Below are 16,682 nucleotides of genomic sequence, written 5' to 3' on the forward strand. Positions count from 1 at the left end.
GAATTTGTGAATAGCCTGCCGAGTGATAGCGCAGTGTATACCGGCGGACGCTCGTTGTCCGGTCTCGATGCCGTAACCCGCGCCATGTGTATACACTGGGCGTGTTCACGAGGAGGTACTGTGCGGGCAAGCGATCGGGCGTACGCGACCCTCCTCGACGAGATCCAGCAGGGGGTCCTCGCTCCCGGCACCGTCCTCGGCGAGGTGGAGCAGTCCACGCGCCTCGGTGTGAGCCGCACGCCGTTGCGCGAAGCGCTCGCGCGACTGGTCGCCGACGGACTGGTCGTGCAGCAGTCGCCGCGCATGACGGTGGTGGCGCCGATCGACTCCGACGACATCCGCGCCCTCTTCGAGGTGCGCCGTGCCCTTGAAGAGACGGCGGCGCGTGCCGCCGCCCGCAGTCACCATCGCCGTCGCTTCGCCGAGCTGGCGCAGCGCTTCGCCGAGGTCGACGTCAGCAGCGCCGAAGCTCGCGAGGAGTACTACGCCCTCATCGCGCGGTTCGACGCCGCCCTCGACGAGGCGCACGGCAACGACTACCTCGCCGCGGCCCTCCGCACCGTCCGCACCCACCTAGTGCGGGTGCGCAGGCTCGCCCGCGAGCACACCGGCCGCCTCGCGGCATCCGTCTCGGAACACCATCTGATCGCGCAGGCGATCGCCGACGGGGACCCCGACCTCGCCGCCCATGCCACCCACGTTCACCTCCACCACGCGCTCTCGCACGTGATCGCATCCCCCCGCACCCAGCAAGGAGCAGCATGACCGTCACGCACCACCTGCGCGTCCACCGCAGCGACGAACACCTCGCCCGTGAGGGACAGCTCGCCTGGCACGTCGCCGAGGTCGCCGCCGATCCCGTCGAGGTCGACGCCGAGACGACCGACATGATCATCAACCGGATCATCGACAACGCCGCCGTGGCGGCCGCCTCGCTCACCCGGGCGCCCGTCAGCGCCGCACGCCAGCAGGCGCTCGACCACGCGGTGTCGGTCGGCGGCGACGGTGCGACGATCTTCGGGTGCGCGCTGGAGCGGCGGACGAGCCCCGAGTGGGCGGCGTGGGCGAACGGGGTCGCCGTCCGCGAGCTCGACTACCACGACACCTTTCTCGCCGCCGATTACTCCCACCCGGGCGACAACATCCCGCCGATCCTCGCCGTCGCCCAGCACGTCGGCGCCGACGGGCGCGCGCTGCTGCGCGGGATCGCCACGGGCTACGAGATCCAGATCGACCTCGTGCGGGCGATCTGCCTGCACAAGCACAAGATCGACCACGTCGCCCACCTCGGTCCCTCGGCGGCCGCGGGAATCGGCACGCTGCTCGACCTGCCGGTCGAGACGATCTACCAGGCCGTCGGCCAGGCCCTGCACACCACGACGGCGACCCGGCAGTCGCGCAAGGGCGAGATCTCCACCTGGAAGGCCCACGCCCCGGCGTTCGCCGGGAAGATGGCGGTCGAAGCCGTCGACCGCGCGATGCGCGGCGAGACGTCGCCGTCGCCGATCTACGAGGGCGAGGACGGCGTGATCGCCTGGATGCTCGACGGCCCCGATGCGTCGTACGACGTGCCGCTTCCCGCGGCGGGGGAGCCCAAGCGCGCGATCCTCGACTCGTACACCAAGGAGCACTCCGCCGAGTACCAGGCGCAGGCCTGGATCGACCTGGCGCGCAAGCTCCACGGCGAGCACCCGGCTGCCGCAGATCCGGCGCAGGTGGCGTCGATCGTGCTGCACACCTCGCACCACACCCACCACGTGATCGGGTCGGGCGCGAACGACCCGCAGAAGTACGACCCCACCGCGTCGCGCGAGACCCTGGATCACTCGATCCCGTACATCTTCGCGGTCGCGCTGCAGGATGGCGGGTGGCACCACGTCGACTCGTACACCCCCGAACGTGCGGGCCGCGAGGACACCGTCGCGCTGTGGCGGAAGATCACGACCGCCGAGGATGCCGAGTGGACCCGCCGGTACCACTCCGACGACCCGAACGAGAAGGCCTTCGGCGGTCGCGTCGTGATCACGCTCACCGACGGCACGGTGATCGAGGACGAGATCGCCGTCGCCGGCGCGCATCCGCTCGGGGCGCGACCCTTCGCGCGCGAGGACTATGTGCGGAAGTTCAGGCTGCTCGCCGAGCCGGTGCTCGCGCCGGAGGAGATCGAGCGCTTCCTCGGACTGGTGGAGCGCCTGCCCGAGCTGACCGCCGACGAGGTGCGACAGCTGTCGATCATCGCGAAGCCCGGGGTGCTGGCCACCGCGCCCGCACCGAAGGGGCTGTTCTGATGCTGTACTCCACCGTCCCCGCCCACGAGAAGCGCCGGGCATTCCGCGAGCGGCTCGCCACGGGCGAGATGCTGCGGTTCCCCGGCGCCTTCAATCCGCTGTCGGCACGCCTCCTCGAGCGGAAGGGCTTCGAGGGTGTCTACATCTCGGGGGCGGTGCTCTCCGCCGACCTCGGTCTGCCCGACATCGGGCTCACCACCCTCCCCGAAGTCGCCGGGCGGGGTCAGCAGATCGCCCGCATGACCGACCTCCCGGCGCTCATCGACGCCGACACCGGCTTCGGCGAGCCGATGAACGTCGCCCGCACCATTCAGACCCTCGAAGACGCCGGCATCGCCGGCATGCACATCGAAGACCAGGTCAACCCGAAGCGGTGCGGGCACCTCGACGGCAAGTCGGTCGTCGATGAGGACACGGCCGTCAAGCGCATCCGCGCAGCGGTGGATGCGCGGCGCGACCCGAACTTCCTCATCATGGCGCGCACCGACATCCGTGCGGTGGAGGGACTGGATGCCGCGATAGACCGCGCCCGCGCGCTCGTCGACGCCGGGGCCGACGCGATCTTCCCCGAGGCGATGCGCGACCTGTCGGAGTTCGAGGCCGTGCGCCGGGCGATCGACGTGCCGATGCTGGCCAACATGACCGAGTTCGGCAAGAGCGATCTCTTCTCGGTGTCGCAGCTGCGCGACGTCGGGGTCAACATCGTCATCTGGCCGGTGTCGCTGCTGCGGATCGCGATGGGGGCGGCGTCGCGGGCTCTCGATACGCTCGTGGACCAGGGGCACTTGACCTCCAAGCTCGGGGAGATGCAGCACCGGGCCGACCTGTACGACCTCATCGATTACGAGCAGTACGCCCACTTCGACCAGGACATCTTCACCTTCCAGATCGAGCGATAGGAGATCGCGTGACCGACATCAAGAAGGGCCTCGCCGGCGTCGTCGTGGACTACACGGCGGTCTCGAAGGTCAATCCCGAGACCAACTCGCTGCTGTACCGGGGGTATCCCGTGCAGGAGCTCGCCGCGACCCAGCCCTTCGAGGCCGTCGCCTACCTGCTGTGGAACGGCGAGCTGCCGACCGAGGTCGAGCTCGCCAGACTCCGGGCGACCGAGCGCTCCTACCGCGTGCTCCCGGCCGACGTCCGGGCCGGGATCGACCTGGTGCCGCTCGATGCGCACCCGATGGACGAGGTGCGCACGGCCCTGAGCCTGATCGGTGCGCGTGACCTCGCCGGCAGCGGCTCGGTCCTCGACGCGAGCGGTTCTGCTGCGGAGAACCTCTCGCGCAGCATCCGTCTCTTCTCCGTCCTCCCGGCCATCGTCGCCTACGGTCAGCGGCGCCGGCGGGGTCAGCAGCCCGTCGCGCCGCGCGACGACCTCGACTACGCGGCGAACTTCCTCTGGATGACCTTCGGCGAAGAGGCCGACCCGGTCGTCGTCGACGCGTTCAACCGGTCGATGATCCTGTACGCCGAGCACTCGTTCAACGCCTCGACCTTCACCGCGCGGGTGATCGCCTCGACCCTCAGCGACCTGTACTCCGCCGTCGTCGGCGCGGTCGGGGCACTGAAGGGGCCGCTCCACGGCGGGGCGAACGAGGCCGTGCTGCACATCTTCGACGAGATCGGCGCGGCCGAGAACGTGGTGCCGTGGCTGGATGCGGCGCTCGCCGAGAAGCGCAAGATCATGGGCTTCGGTCACCGCGTGTACAAGCGCGGCGACTCGCGGGTGCCGACCATGAAGGCGGCGCTCGACACCCTCGTCGCGCACTACGACCGGCCCGATGTGCTCGCGCTCTACGAGACGCTCGAGTCGGAGTTCGTCTCACGCAAGGGCATCTACCCGAACCTCGACTATCCGTCGGGTCCGGCGTACAACCTGATGGGCTTCGACACCCTCACCTTCACGCCGCTGTTCGTCGCGGCGCGGATCGTCGGGTGGACGGCGCACGTCATCGAGCAACTGGGCGCGAACGCCCTCATCCGCCCGCTGTCGGAGTACAACGGTCCCGACGAGCGGCACATCGAGGGGTACGTACCCGACGACGCCGTCCTCTCCGCCGCCGAGCGCCCGGAGGAGTCGGCCGGGTGAGCATCTGGTTCGGCGATGTCGCCGCCGTCGACCTCGATGCGATGGCGTCCGGCACGATGATCGAGAACCTCGGCATCGAGATCGTCGAGGTGCGGGATGACGCGCTGGTCGGCCGGATGCCGGTGGACCACCGCACGACGCAGCCGGCGGGAGTGCTCCACGGCGGGGCCTCGGTGGCGGTCGCCGAGACGCTGGCGTCGTGGGCGGGGTACCTCGCTGTGGACCGGGAGAAGTTCCACGTCGTGGGGCAGGAGATCAACGCGAACCATCTGCGTCCGGTGTCGTCGGGGTGGGTGACGGCGACGGCGTCGCCGGTGCATCTCGGACGGCGCGCGCACGTGTGGGAGATCCGGATCGTGGACGACGCGGACCGGCTGGTCTGCATCTCTCGCTGCACCCTCGCGGTGATCGAGCAGCGGAGCTCGTACGCCACCCCGGACCGGAGGATGGCGCTGTGACCACGGCGGTGATCGTCGACGCGGTGCGGACGGTGGCCGGGCGTGGGAAGCCGGGCGGCGCGCTGTCGGAGGTGCACCCGGTGGATCTCGCCGCGGGCGTGCTGGAGGGCCTGCTCGAGCGGAACGGGCTGGAGTCGGCGCAGGTCGACGATGTGATCCTCGGATGCGTGAGCCAGATCGGCGATCAGGCGATGAACATCGCCCGGCAGGCGGTGCTCGCTGCGGGGTTCGACGAGTCGGTTCCGGCGACGACGATCGACCGCCAATGCGGGTCGAGCCAGCAGGCGGTGCACTTCGCCGCGCAGGGCGTGATCGCCGGGGCGTACGACGTCGTCATCGCCGGGGGAGTGGAGTCGATGAGCCGCGTGCCGCTCGGGTCGTCGCGCCAGGGCGGGTCGCCGTCATCCGGTCTTTTGGCTCGCTATCCCGACGGACTCGTGAACCAGGGGGTCTCGGCGGAACTCATCGCGCAGAGGTGGGGGTTGTCGCGAGAAATGCTGGACGAGTTCGCGGCGGAGTCGCACCGGCGCGCCGCGACGGCGTGGGCCGAGGGGCGATTCGCGTCGCAGGTGATCCCGGTGGCGGGAGTCGAAGCCTCGACGGACGAGACGGTGCGGGCGGGGACGACGGCCGAGAAGCTCGCGGCGCTCGGGCCGGCGTTTCGCACCGAGGAGCTCGCCGACCGCTTCCCCGAGCTGTCGTGGCAGATCACGGCGGGCAACTCGTCGCCGTTGACCGATGCCGCGTCGGCGGTGCTGATCATGAGCGAGGAGCGGGCGCTCGCGCTCGGGCTGACGCCCCGCGCCCGATTGCACTCCTTCGCCGTGGTCGGCGACGACCCGCTCATGATGCTGACCGGGCCGATTCCGGCGACGAGGCGGATCCTCGAGCGGAGCGGGCTGTCGGTCGACGACCTCGACGTGTACGAGGTGAATGAGGCGTTCGTGTCGGTGCCGCTCGCTTGGCTGGCAGAGGTCGGTGCCGACCCGGCGAAGCTGAACCCGTGGGGCGGGGCGATCGCCCTCGGTCACGCGGTCGGAGCGTCGGGCACGCGACTGATGGGGACGATGCTGGCGTACCTCGAAGCCACAGGCGGTCGGTACGGCCTGCAGACCATGTGCGAGGGCGGCGGCATGGCCAACGCGACGATCATCGAGCGTCTCGGTTGACGCTCGCGCAGTTCGCGCAGCCGTTCCGGGCGCCATTCGCGCGAGTGCGGCGTTGAGGGTGTCCAAGCCCTTGCTGCGCCCCGAGCGTCGAGCCCGCGAGAGCGAGCTGCTTCGGTAGTCTGCGCGGATGACATCGACGACGAAGCCGCTCCCGCTCCTCGTCTGGGGCGCCCTCGGTGCCGCCGCGGCTGTGATCGGACTCCTGCCGTGGCTCGTCACCGGGGGAGCGCTGCCGCTGCAGAATCTGGGCGTCACGCCGGACCAACCCCCCGTCCTCCTCCCGGTCAGCCAGTACTACCTCACATCGATCGTCGCCCTCCTCGTCGTCGGGGCGGCCCTCGCGGGCCTCGCGGCGAGAATCCTCGGCCGTCGACGGCCGCGCTTCGGCGGTCTCCTGCTCATCGCCGGGGTCCTCGCCGTGCAGATCGTCGCCGCGTGTCAATCGTTGCTGACGACGCGAGCGCTCCTCGAGCGATCCTCGCGCGCCGACGTCTACCTCTTTCTCGTCGGAGCCGTCATCGCAGTCTCGGTCCTGACCGGTGCGCTTGTGCTGTGTCTCATCGCCTTCGCGCCGGTTCCCGGCGCGACGATAGGCCTCTCGCTCGTGGCGCTGGTGACGGCGTCGTGGGTCGGCGTCGCGCTGCGCGACATCCTGACCTTCGGTCCGGATCCTGCGACCACCGTTGCCCTGTTCGTCTTCCGTTGGCTTCCGGCCGTTCTCATCGGGTGTGCGATCGCGTGGTGCGGCTTCGGCACCGTCGGGCGGGTGGCGGCGGTGGTCGTCAGCCTCGCCGCCCTGTGGATCGGGCCTGCCTTCTTCACGGCGGTGTCCGCGGCAGCCGGAACTCGCGTGCTCGCGCCGTATCCCGGTGAAATGGCGGCTTACGGCGTGGAGGTGTTCCGTATGGCACTCACGAATCCCGAGATCGTGCTGCCTCCGATCGTCCTCGCTGCCATCATCGGTGTCCTGGGCGCGCTCCTCGTCCCGGTGCTCCGGCGGCGACGGTCTGGACCGCCCGAGGGTGACGCGAGCCGCGCGACCTCGGCCGACGCATCCCGCTCGACCGTGTGAGCGAGACGGGAATGCCGGCATCCGAATACATCTCATCGATCCGGTCGCGGATCGGGAACGACCTGCTCCTCCTGCCCGGCGTCACCGCCGTCATCCGAGATGACGATCGGATGCTGCTGGCCCGGCACGCCCACTCGGGAACGTGGAGCCTCGTCGGCGGGGCCGTCGAACCCGGCGAGGAACCTCTCGAGGCCGTCATGAGAGAGGTGCGCGAAGAGCTCGATGCCGAGATCGATGTGACGGGCATCGTCGGCGTCTACGGCGGTGAGCCTCTGATGGTCACCTATCCGAACGGCGACCGCGTCGGCTACGTCACGACCGCGTACGAGTGCGTGCTGCGGACGCCGCCCACGCCGGACGGCGTCGAGCTGGTCGAGATCGGATGGTTCGCGCGACGCGACATCGCTTCGCTCGACCGTCGTGGCTGGATAGACCGGGTGATCGCCGACGTCAGGGGTTGAGCAGGTCGGTCTCGGCGATCAGGTCAAGGCGAGTGAGAAGAAGATGGCCCGAGCTCTCGATGACGCCGAAGGCGTGCGCGGTCACGAGCATCGCGATGAGCGAGACCGCGAGGATCGCCGGCAGGGCGTAACGACGTCGGATGGTCAGTGCGACGACGAGGACCGCCGTGAGGATTGCGATGGTCTGCCCCGCGACGGTCGCGGCGTGCATGCGGAACGCCGAGTCGACGGTCAATGCCCCGTACCCGTTGAAGATCGCCGAGACCGCGAACGGGATGACGAGCACGCCCACAACGAACACGATGCCTCGGCTGACAGGGCGCCGCGGCGGCGCCATGGCGGCCGGCTCGACCGTCGACTGCTGCGTCATGGTGCGACCCTAGCCGCCGGACCTCTGCGAGGCCAGGGTTCGGAACCCGGCGGTGGACGGCGAGCCTGTCGCCCGACGGATCGTGCGCGCCGCCGTCCCCAACTCCTCTCCGCCGCGCGGATCGCTCGCCCGAAGCGGGCTTCTCGGCGGTCGAAGGCGGAATCTGAGGAGCTATGCCGACGCCGTCGTCCCTAACTCCTGCAGATCCAGCGCGAAACCAGGAGACTCGGGGCTGCGGCGCCCAACGAGGCGCGAGTTGCAGGAGCTCGGGACGTCGCCCGCCGCCCACGGAGGCGGCTCAGCCCCGTGGTGGGGTCGATTGCGGCGTCGCGCCAGCCCATTACGGGGGTGTCATCGACGCTTGGTAGCGTTCCCGCATGCGCGACTCCGACCTCGACCGCATCGCCGTCGGCTACCGACGGTTCGCCGACCTCGAAGCCAGCGGCACCTCGCCGATCTACGAGGACTGGGCGCGCGCGATCGCGGATGACCCCGAGATCCTCGCGCTCCTCGCCGAACTGCCGCGGCGCAAGCAGCAGCCGCACCTGATCTTCGCCTGCGCGCGCCTGCTCGGCGCGCCCGTCGGGCCGTTCCCGCCGCTCCGAGAATGGATGCTCGCCCACTGGCCGGAGCTCCGCGCGGAGGCGCTCGTGCGCGCGACGCAGACGAACGAGGCGGGGCGGTGCGCGGTGCTTCTGCCCGTGCTCTCGCGGTTGCTCGGTCCGCTCGCCCTCATCGAGGCCGGCGCGTCGGCGGGGCTCACCCTCTACCCCGATCGCTACAGCTACCGCTATGACGTCGGCGGCGACGTGCGCGCGCTCGACCCGGCTGACGGCCCGAGCAGTGCCATCCTCGAATGCACGATCGACGAGCCGAGCGTTCCCGAGAGGCTCCCCGATGTCGTCTGGCGGGCGGGAATCGACCTCAACCCGCTCGATATCACCGACCCCGCCGCCCTCACCTGGCTCGAGACGCTCATCTGGCCCGAGCACGATCATCGTCGTCGGCGCCTGGACGCCGCAGCGGCGATCGCCGCGGCCGACCCGCCGCACCTCGAGCAGGGCGACATCCTCGAGCGTGTTCCCGATCTCGTTGCCCGCGCGCCGCGCGACGCGCGCGTGGTCGTCTATCACAGCTCGGTCGTCATGTACCTCGATGCCGAGCGCCGTGCCGCCTTCGCCGACCTCATGCGCAGCCTCGACGACGTCACCTGGGTGAGCAACGAGGGGTCGGACGTCTTCGCCGAGATCACCACGAAGGCGGGGGTGGATGCCGGTGGGCGCAACATCCTCGCGGTGAACGGCGAACCGCTCGCCCTCGCGGGCACGCACGGGCAGAGCTACGAGGCGATCCTCGGCGCGGCGCTCAGGGTCTGAACCTCGCACCTGCGGAGATTCGCGCTCACGCGGACCATCCGGGCACAATCCATCCGCGGGAAGGCGGAAAATCCGCGCGGGCGCGGCGGCCGTGGCGCGGCTCAGTCCCGCAGGTAGACCGTGGTGGGGTCGATCTCGGCCAGGAACGCCGCGATGTGATCGCGCGCCTCGTCCTCGGAGAGCGCAGCGCCGTCGGTTCGGCCGATGGCGAAGCCGTACCCGGGGTTGGGGCCACTGAGCCACGCGAACTGATTTGCGCCGTCGCGCAGGCTCCACTCGAAGGTTTCGCCTCGGACGATCAGACCACGGCCCTCACGCACGACGCTCCGGCGTCCGTCCGCGCACCAGCGACGGCAGGCGGTGATCGATCAGGGTGAGGATGATCGCCAGCACGATGCCGATCGCCAGCACCACGAGAGAGTTCACGATCGACGCCGTGAGCCCGATCTCGCTGACGTCGAGGAACGGGTAGGGATACCACCCGGTGACCGCGCCGTGGACGAACGTGTAGACCAGCCACAGCACCGGCCAGATGAAGGCGAGAAGCGTCGTCCGCCATGCGATCCGGGGACGCGGGCCGAAGATCAGCCACCCGATGAGGGTCGCCCAGGGCGCGATGTAGTGGAACCCGATCGTTGCAACGAGGGCCCACCCCTGCGGGTCGACGAGCCGTGCGAGCACGGTCTCGTAGACGAGACCCGTGATGATGATGCCAAGGAGCGCGTCCATCCGGAGAACCTGCCAGACCCTGCCGTCGCGATGGACGCTCAGAGCAAGGGCGATCGAGGTCCCGAGGACGAACAGGTTGCTCTGGATCGTGAAGAAGCTGAACAGCCTCACCAGGCGCGTGCCGATGGGCCCCGTCGCATTCGACCCCGAATTCGCGTCCTGACCCCCGGTGAAGATCAACACGATCTGGATGACCAGGGCGATCGCGACGATCACCGCGATCGTTCCGTACCAGGCTCGGGCGACCCGCACCCCGGTGCTCTGCTTCTGCTCGACGGTCACGGCCACGACCTCCCCATTTCCGAGGCCATCCCCAGACCCCGGGCCAGCGTATCGGCGCGGGCGCGGGCGAGGTGGGAGGTGGGGACGCGTTGTGGCGCAGCGGCTGGGTGCGGGTGTGTCGTTTCGTCTCGCTGCGCTCGCTCAACGACCGGTGGGTCCGAAGTGCGTTTCGTCTCGCTGCGCTCGCTCAACGGCCGGGGCGCGGAACTACACCCGCTGTAAGCGATTGCGGGGATGCGGCAACAAACACCGGCCCGCACACGAAGACCCGCAACGTTAAGGCTTTCTCATGATGTAAGCGCTTGCAAACAGAACGCTTTCCCAGGTACCGTCGCCGGGAGTCCCATCCGCACGTCGCCGTGCCACCCCCCTCAGGAGCCCCGTGTCGAAGTCGACCTCCTCCCGTGTCCGCCGCGTTCTGGCCGCCGTCACCGGCGCCGCGCTCGTCCTCACCGGGAGTGTCGCCCTGACCCCCGCCGCGACCGCCGCGACTCCGCCTGACGACGCGCGCACCGTCGCCCTCGTCGGCTCGCTGCAGTCCGAGCTCGGGTGCTCCGATGACTGGCAGCCCGACTGCGCCGCCACTGAACTGGCCCTCACCGACACCGAGGGCGTGTACTCGGCGGAGTTCGAGGTGCCCGCCGGCAGCTACGAGTACAAGGTCGCCCTCAACGACGCGTGGGACGAGGCGTACGGTCTCGACGGCGGCGCCGACAACATCCCTCTCACCATCGCCGGCCCCACGACCCTGCGCTTCACCTTCGACGACACGATCGACCGGGTGGGCCTCGAAGCACTCAGCCTCCGCGACGGATACGACGATGCGGATGACGCTCTCATCGCGTCGCCGGTGCGTCAGCCGGGCAGCGACGAGCAGTTCTACTTCGTCATGACCGACCGGTTCGCCAACGGCGATCCCTCGAACGACACCGGAGGCTTCGACGGCGACCGCCTCGCGACCGGTTTCGACCCGACCGACAAGGGCTTCTTCCACGGCGGCGACATCGCGGGCCTCCGCTCGAACCTCGACTACATCGAGGGTCTCGGCACGAGCGCCATCTGGTTGACCCCGAGCTTCGCCAACCGCCCGGTGCAGGGCGAGGGCGAGAACGCCAGTGCCGGGTACCACGGCTACTGGGTCACCGACTTCACCCGCATCGACCCACACCTGGGTACCAACGAAGAGCTCGAGGCCCTCATCGCCGAGGCCCACGACCGAGGCATCAAGGTCTACTTCGACATCATCACCAACCACACCGCCGATGTGATCTCGTACGAGGAGGGCCAGTACTCCTACGTCGACCAGGCGACCTCGCCCTACCTCGACGCAGCGGGCAACGCCTTCGACCCGGCCGATTTCGCGGGCGGCGACACCTTCCCCGAGCTCGACCCCGCGACATCCTTCCCCTACACCCCGGTCATCGCCGAGGCGGATCAGACCGCCAAGACGCCGGCGTGGCTGAACGACCCGACGCTTTACCACAACCGCGGCGACTCGACCTGGTCGGGCGAGTCGGTCACCTACGGCGACTTCTCGGGGCTCGACGACCTCATGACCGAGCACCCCACGGTCGTCAACGGCTTCGTGCAGGTGTACCAGGACTGGATCGACCTCGGCATCGACGGCTTCCGCATCGACACCGCCAAGCACGTGAACTTCGAGTTCTGGGAGACCTGGTCCGAAGAGGTTCTCGACTACGCCCACGCGCAGGGCAAGCCCGACTTCTTCATGTTCGGCGAGGTCTACGACGCCGACCCGGTGAAGCTCTCGCCGTACGTCCGCGACACCGACATGAACAGCGTGCTCGACTTCGCCTTCCAGTCGTCGGCCATCAGCTTCGCCGCGGGCAACAGCGCCAAGGGGCTGCAGAGCCTGTACGCCGGCGATGACCGCTACACCACCCCCGACAGCTCGGCGACGGCGCTGCCCACCTTTCTCGGCAACCACGACATGGGCCGGGTGGGCTACTTCCTGAAGAACACGGATGACGCGCTGGCGCGCGACCTTCTCGCTCACGAGCTGATGTTCTTCGGCCGCGGCCAGCCGGTGGTCTACTACGGCGACGAGCAGGGCTTCGCCGGCGCCGACCCCGGAAACGACAAGAGCGCCCGCCAGAGCCTCTTCGCCAGCCAGGTCGCCGAGTATCAGGAGCAGACCCTCCTCACCGGCGAGACCGCGGGCTCGGTCGACCGCTTCGACACCGACGCCCCGGTCTACACCCACATCGCCGCGCTGTCGCAGCTGCGAGAGGACCACCCGGCGCTGTCGACCGGGGCGCAGATCGAGCGGTACGCCGACAACGGCGCGGGCGTCTACGCCTTCTCGCGCGTCGACCGCGATGAGAAGACCGAGTACCTCGTGGCGCTCAACAACACCACGGCCGACAAGACGATCGAGGTGACGACCCTGACCGCGGATGCCTCGTTCGCGCCGATCTACGGTACCGACCAGGGCCTCACGACCGATGCCGCCTCGGCGACCTCGGTCACCGTCCCCGCCCTCTCGGCGGTGGTCTATCGCGCCGACACGACCGTCACCGCCCCCGAGGCGGCCCAGGATATCTCGGTGTCGGCCCCCGCACCGGGCGCGGCGCTGTCGGGTCAGATGGCGATCGGAGCGGATGTCGCCGATGCGACCTGGCAGGAGACGAGCTTCGCCTGGCGGGTCGTCGGATCCGACGAGTGGACCTCGCTCGGCACGGCCGAAGACACCGATCCTCGCGTCTTCCACGACATCCGCGGCCTCGATGCGGGCACGCTGGTCGAGTACCGCGCGGTCAGCGTCGACGCGGCGGGCCAGCGTTCGGCGGCGTCGACCTACGCCTCCGTCGGCAACGCCGTGACGCTCGAGGCGCCCGAGGTTCCCGAGTCGCCGATCGACATGGTGACCGTGCCCGGAAGCCTCAACTCCGAAATGGGCTGTGCGGGCGACTGGGCCCCCGGCTGCGAGGCGGCGAAGCTCACCCTCGGTGCCGACGGCATCTGGAAGGGCACCTTCGACCTTCCGGCAGGGGACTACGAGTACAAGGTCGCCCTCAACGGATCGTGGGACGTCAACTACGGCGCGAACGGCGTGCTCGACGGGACGAACATCGCCATCACCCACGCCGGTGGTCCGATCACGTTCTACTTCAACCCGCGGTCGAACATCGTGCAGTCCACCGCCGAGGGTCCGATCGTGACGGTCCCCGGGTCGATGCAGGACGAGCTCGGGTGCGCCGGCGACTGGGCGCCGGACTGCCTCGCCACCCTCATGGCCGACGGCGACGGTGACGGCGTCTACGAGTTCACGACCGATCAGATCCCCGCCGGCGCCTACGAGGCGAAGGTCGCGCACGGCCTGAGCTGGGACGAGAACTACGGGGTCGGGGGAGCGCCGGGCGGCGGCAACTACAGCTTCAGCGCCGCGGACGGTGAGCTCATCGTCTTCCGCTACACCCTCGACACCCACCTGCTCGAAATCGAGGTGACGAACCCGCCGCTCGCGGGCACCGGTGAGCTCCGTGCGCACTGGATCGACGAGAACACCCTCGCCTGGCCGCGTGACCTCGGCGCGGACGCCGCCGACGCGACCTGGCAGCTGCACGCCTCGCCCGCGGCATCCCTCGCTCTCGAAGACGATGAGATCGTCGGCGGCGACGCGTTCGATCTGACCGTGATCGACGGTGGACTGACCGAGGATCAGCAGGCGCGGTTCCCGGCGCTTGCCGGCTTCGTCGCGCTCGGACTCTCGGATGCCGACGCCGCGGCGCTGCTCCAGGGGCAGCTGATGGTGTCGCAGCGGGGTGCCGACGGCGCAGTTGCCGCGTTCACGGGTGTGCAGATCCCCGGTGTGCTCGACGACCTGTACGCCGGCGCGGTCGCCGACGTCGACCTCGGCGTGACCTTCGACGGCGACGTGCCGACCTTCCGCCTCTGGGCGCCGACGGCGCAGTCCGCGACGCTTCTGACCTGGGACGCCGAGGGCGACCCGGCCGACGCCGAGCGTCACGAGGCCGAGTGGGACGCGGCATCCGGGGTCTGGACCGTTGAAGACGGCAGCGCCCTCGCCGGAGACGAGTACCTCTGGGAGGTCGTCGTCTACGCGCCCTCGACCGGCGCGATCGAGACCAACCAGGTCACCGACCCGTACTCGGTCGCGCTGACCCTCAACTCGACGGCGTCCGTCGCCGTGGACCTCGCCGCCGACGACTGGCGCCCCGAGGCGTGGGACGAGACCCCGGCGCCGATCGTCGACCGCCCGGTCGACCGCGCGATCTACGAGCTGCACGTCCGCGACTTCTCCATCGGCGACACCTCGGTCCCAGAGGAGGAGCGCGGCACCTACCGCGCCTTCACCCGTGACAGCGCGGGCACCGCGCAGCTGCGCGAACTCGCCGACGCCGGCATCAACACCGTGCACCTGCTGCCGACCTTCGACATCGCCACGATCGAGGAGGACCGTTCCCTGCAGGCGCAGCCCGACTGCGACCTGGCCTCGTACGGCCCCGCCGACACCGCTCAGCAGGCCTGCATCGAGGCGATCGCCGACGCCGACGGATTCAACTGGGGCTACGACCCGTACCACTTCTCCACGCCCGAGGGCTCGTACGCCGTCGATGCCGAGGGTGGCGCGCGCGTGCACGAGTTCCGCGAGATGGTCGGAGCGTTGCACGGCATGGGGCTGCAGGTCGTCCTCGACCAGGTGTTCAACCACACCGCCCAGTCGGGGCAGGGCGAGAAGTCGGTGCTCGACAAGGTCGTGCCGGGTTACTACCACCGCCTGAATCTCGCCGGGGGAGTGGAGACCTCCACCTGCTGCCAGAACGTCGCGACCGAGCACGAGCTCGCCGAGAAGCTCATGGTCGACTCGGTGGTGCTGTGGGCCAAGGAGTACAAGGTCGACGGATTCCGCTTCGACCTCATGGGCCACCACTCCAAGGCCAACATGCTCGCGGTCCGCGCCGCGCTCGACGAGCTCACCCTCGAGGAGGACGGCGTCGACGGCTCGGCGATCTACCTCTACGGCGAGGGCTGGAACTTCGGCGAGGTCGCGAACAACGCGCTGTTCGAGCAGGCCACGCAGGGTCAGCTCGGCGGCACGGGCATCGGCACCTTCAGCGACCGGCTGCGCGACGCCGTCCACGGCGGGAGCCCGGTCGCCGGCGAGACCGTGCAGCAGCAGGGCTTCGGCACCGGGCTCGGCACCGACCCCAATGGCGTGCCCATCAACGGCTCGCCGGAGGAGGCGCTCGCCGACCTCGGGCTGCAGACCGACCTGGTGAAGCTGGGCCTCGCCGGCAACCTCCGCGACTTCACGCTCACCGATCACACCGGCGCCGTGAAGGCCGGTGACGAGCTCGACTACCGTGGGTCGCCCGCCGGCTACGCCGAGCAGCCCGACGAGATCATCACCTACGTCGACGCGCACGACAATGAGACGCTGTACGACCTGTCGGTGCTGAAGCTTCCGGCCGACACCGCCATGGCCGACCGCGTGCGCATGAACACGCTGTCGCTGGCGACCACCGCGTTCGCGCAGACGCCGTCGTTCTGGCACGCGGGTACCGAGCTGCTGCGCTCGAAGTCGCTCGATCGCAACAGCTACAACTCCGGCGACTGGTTCAACCGCATCGACTGGACAGGGCAGGAGTCGACCTTCGGCTCGGGTCTCCCGCGCGCGGCAGACAACGAGGACAAGTGGGCGATCATGACCCCGCTGCTTTCGGACCCGGCGCTCAAGCCCGGTGCAGCGGACATCGCCGCGGCCGAGGCATCCGCTCTGGATCTGCTGCGGACGCGCGAAGATGTCGACCTGCTGCGCCTCGGGTCGGCCGGCCTGATCCAGGAGAAGGTCTCGTTCCCCGGCAGCGGGCCCGAAGCCCCCGCGGGGCTGCTGGTGATGCTCATCGACGACCTCTTGGGTGAGGACGTCGACCCCGAGCTGAGCGGTGCGCTGGTGGTCTTCAACGTCTCTCCCGAGGCGGTCTCGCAGACGCTCCCCGAGCTCGAGGGGCGTGAGTTCGCCCTGGCGCCGACGCTCGCGGACGGCACCGACGAGGTCGTCAAGGGGACGATCTGGGATGCTGCAACCGCGGCCCTGTCGGTGCCGGCGCGCTCGGTGGCGGTGCTGGTCGAGGGCCAGGCCGACGGTGGATCCGGCGAGGAGCCGGGCCCGGGTGACGGGTCGGGCGAGGGTCCCGGCGCGCAGCCGGGTGCAGGATCCGGCGGCGGATCGGATGACGGCGGCGCGGCGACCGGCGGCGAGTCGGCCACCCCGGGTGTGCTGGGGGTGACCGGTTCGGAGCTGCCGTTCGGCCTCGCGATCGCCGCGGTGCTTCTTCTCCTCGGCGGTGCACTGATGGTCGTCCTCCGTCGACGGTCGGCGGCGCGGCGCAGCTGACCG

At 69.8% G+C, this 16,682-nt stretch carries 13 protein-coding genes; 10 read left to right on the forward strand and 3 right to left on the reverse strand.

Going from position 1 to position 16,682, the window contains the following annotated elements; all coding sequences use genetic code 11:
• Positions 1-120 precede the first annotated feature (120 nt).
• The 8 genes from T9R20_RS02745 (at position 121) to T9R20_RS02780 (ending at position 7,540) form a co-directional block, all read left to right on the forward strand.
• Positions 121-765, forward strand: a complete 645-nt coding sequence (locus T9R20_RS02745; RefSeq protein ID WP_322411032.1) for a GntR family transcriptional regulator — start codon at positions 121-123, stop codon at positions 763-765.
• The gene (locus tag T9R20_RS02750) at positions 762-2,288 is read left to right on the forward strand and encodes an MmgE/PrpD family protein (protein WP_322411033.1); all 1,527 of its coding nucleotides are present in this window, start codon (positions 762-764) and stop codon (positions 2,286-2,288) included. The genes T9R20_RS02745 and T9R20_RS02750 overlap by 4 nt, the downstream gene beginning before the upstream one ends.
• The gene (gene prpB, locus T9R20_RS02755; RefSeq protein WP_322411034.1) at positions 2,288-3,187 is read left to right on the forward strand and encodes a methylisocitrate lyase; all 900 of its coding nucleotides are present in this window, start codon (positions 2,288-2,290) and stop codon (positions 3,185-3,187) included. Before T9R20_RS02750 ends, prpB begins: the two co-directional genes overlap by 1 nt.
• A gap of 8 nt (positions 3,188-3,195) precedes the next feature.
• Positions 3,196-4,380: a bifunctional 2-methylcitrate synthase/citrate synthase gene (locus T9R20_RS02760; protein ID WP_322411035.1), complete on the forward strand. Its 1,185-nt coding sequence runs from the start codon at positions 3,196-3,198 to the stop codon at positions 4,378-4,380.
• On the forward strand, positions 4,377-4,838 hold the full coding sequence (locus T9R20_RS02765) for a hotdog fold thioesterase (RefSeq protein ID WP_322411036.1): 462 nt from the start codon (positions 4,377-4,379) through the stop codon (positions 4,836-4,838). The genes T9R20_RS02760 and T9R20_RS02765 overlap by 4 nt, the downstream gene beginning before the upstream one ends.
• Positions 4,835-6,007 (forward strand): acetyl-CoA C-acyltransferase, encoded by a 1,173-nt coding sequence (locus tag T9R20_RS02770; RefSeq protein WP_322411037.1) that lies wholly within the window; start codon positions 4,835-4,837, stop codon positions 6,005-6,007. Before T9R20_RS02765 ends, T9R20_RS02770 begins: the two co-directional genes overlap by 4 nt.
• A gap of 127 nt (positions 6,008-6,134) precedes the next feature.
• Positions 6,135-7,079: a hypothetical protein gene (locus T9R20_RS02775; protein ID WP_322411038.1), complete on the forward strand. Its 945-nt coding sequence runs from the start codon at positions 6,135-6,137 to the stop codon at positions 7,077-7,079.
• An 11-nt stretch (positions 7,080-7,090) separates the two neighbouring features.
• Entirely contained in the window at positions 7,091-7,540 is a 450-nt protein-coding gene (locus tag T9R20_RS02780) for an NUDIX domain-containing protein (protein ID WP_322411039.1), read from the forward strand.
• Here the strand turns inward: T9R20_RS02780 and T9R20_RS02785 are convergent.
• Positions 7,530-7,910, reverse strand: coding sequence for a hypothetical protein (locus tag T9R20_RS02785; protein WP_322411040.1), 381 nt, complete (start codon positions 7,908-7,910; stop codon positions 7,530-7,532). The genes T9R20_RS02780 and T9R20_RS02785 overlap by 11 nt on opposite strands.
• 377 nt (positions 7,911-8,287) lie before the next feature.
• Between T9R20_RS02785 and T9R20_RS02790 the strand changes: the two genes are divergently transcribed.
• The gene (locus T9R20_RS02790) at positions 8,288-9,286 is read left to right on the forward strand and encodes a DUF2332 domain-containing protein (protein WP_322411041.1); all 999 of its coding nucleotides are present in this window, start codon (positions 8,288-8,290) and stop codon (positions 9,284-9,286) included.
• 101 nt (positions 9,287-9,387) lie between these two features.
• Here the strand turns inward: T9R20_RS02790 and T9R20_RS02795 are convergent, their stop codons facing one another.
• Entirely contained in the window at positions 9,388-9,606 is a 219-nt protein-coding gene (locus tag T9R20_RS02795) for a hypothetical protein (RefSeq protein WP_322411042.1), read from the reverse strand.
• Positions 9,599-10,303 (reverse strand): Pr6Pr family membrane protein, encoded by a 705-nt coding sequence (locus T9R20_RS02800; protein ID WP_322411043.1) that lies wholly within the window; start codon positions 10,301-10,303, stop codon positions 9,599-9,601. The genes T9R20_RS02795 and T9R20_RS02800 overlap by 8 nt, the downstream gene beginning before the upstream one ends.
• Before the next feature lie 376 nt (positions 10,304-10,679).
• Here T9R20_RS02800 and pulA point away from each other — a divergent pair, with 376 nt between their 5' ends.
• Positions 10,680-16,679: a pullulanase-type alpha-1,6-glucosidase gene (gene pulA / locus T9R20_RS02805; RefSeq protein ID WP_322411044.1), complete on the forward strand. Its 6,000-nt coding sequence runs from the start codon at positions 10,680-10,682 to the stop codon at positions 16,677-16,679.
• Positions 16,680-16,682 lie beyond the last annotated feature (3 nt).

It is taken from the genome of Microbacterium invictum (assembly GCF_034421375.1).
In the GTDB taxonomy this organism is placed as follows: domain Bacteria; phylum Actinomycetota; class Actinomycetes; order Actinomycetales; family Microbacteriaceae; genus Microbacterium; species Microbacterium invictum_A.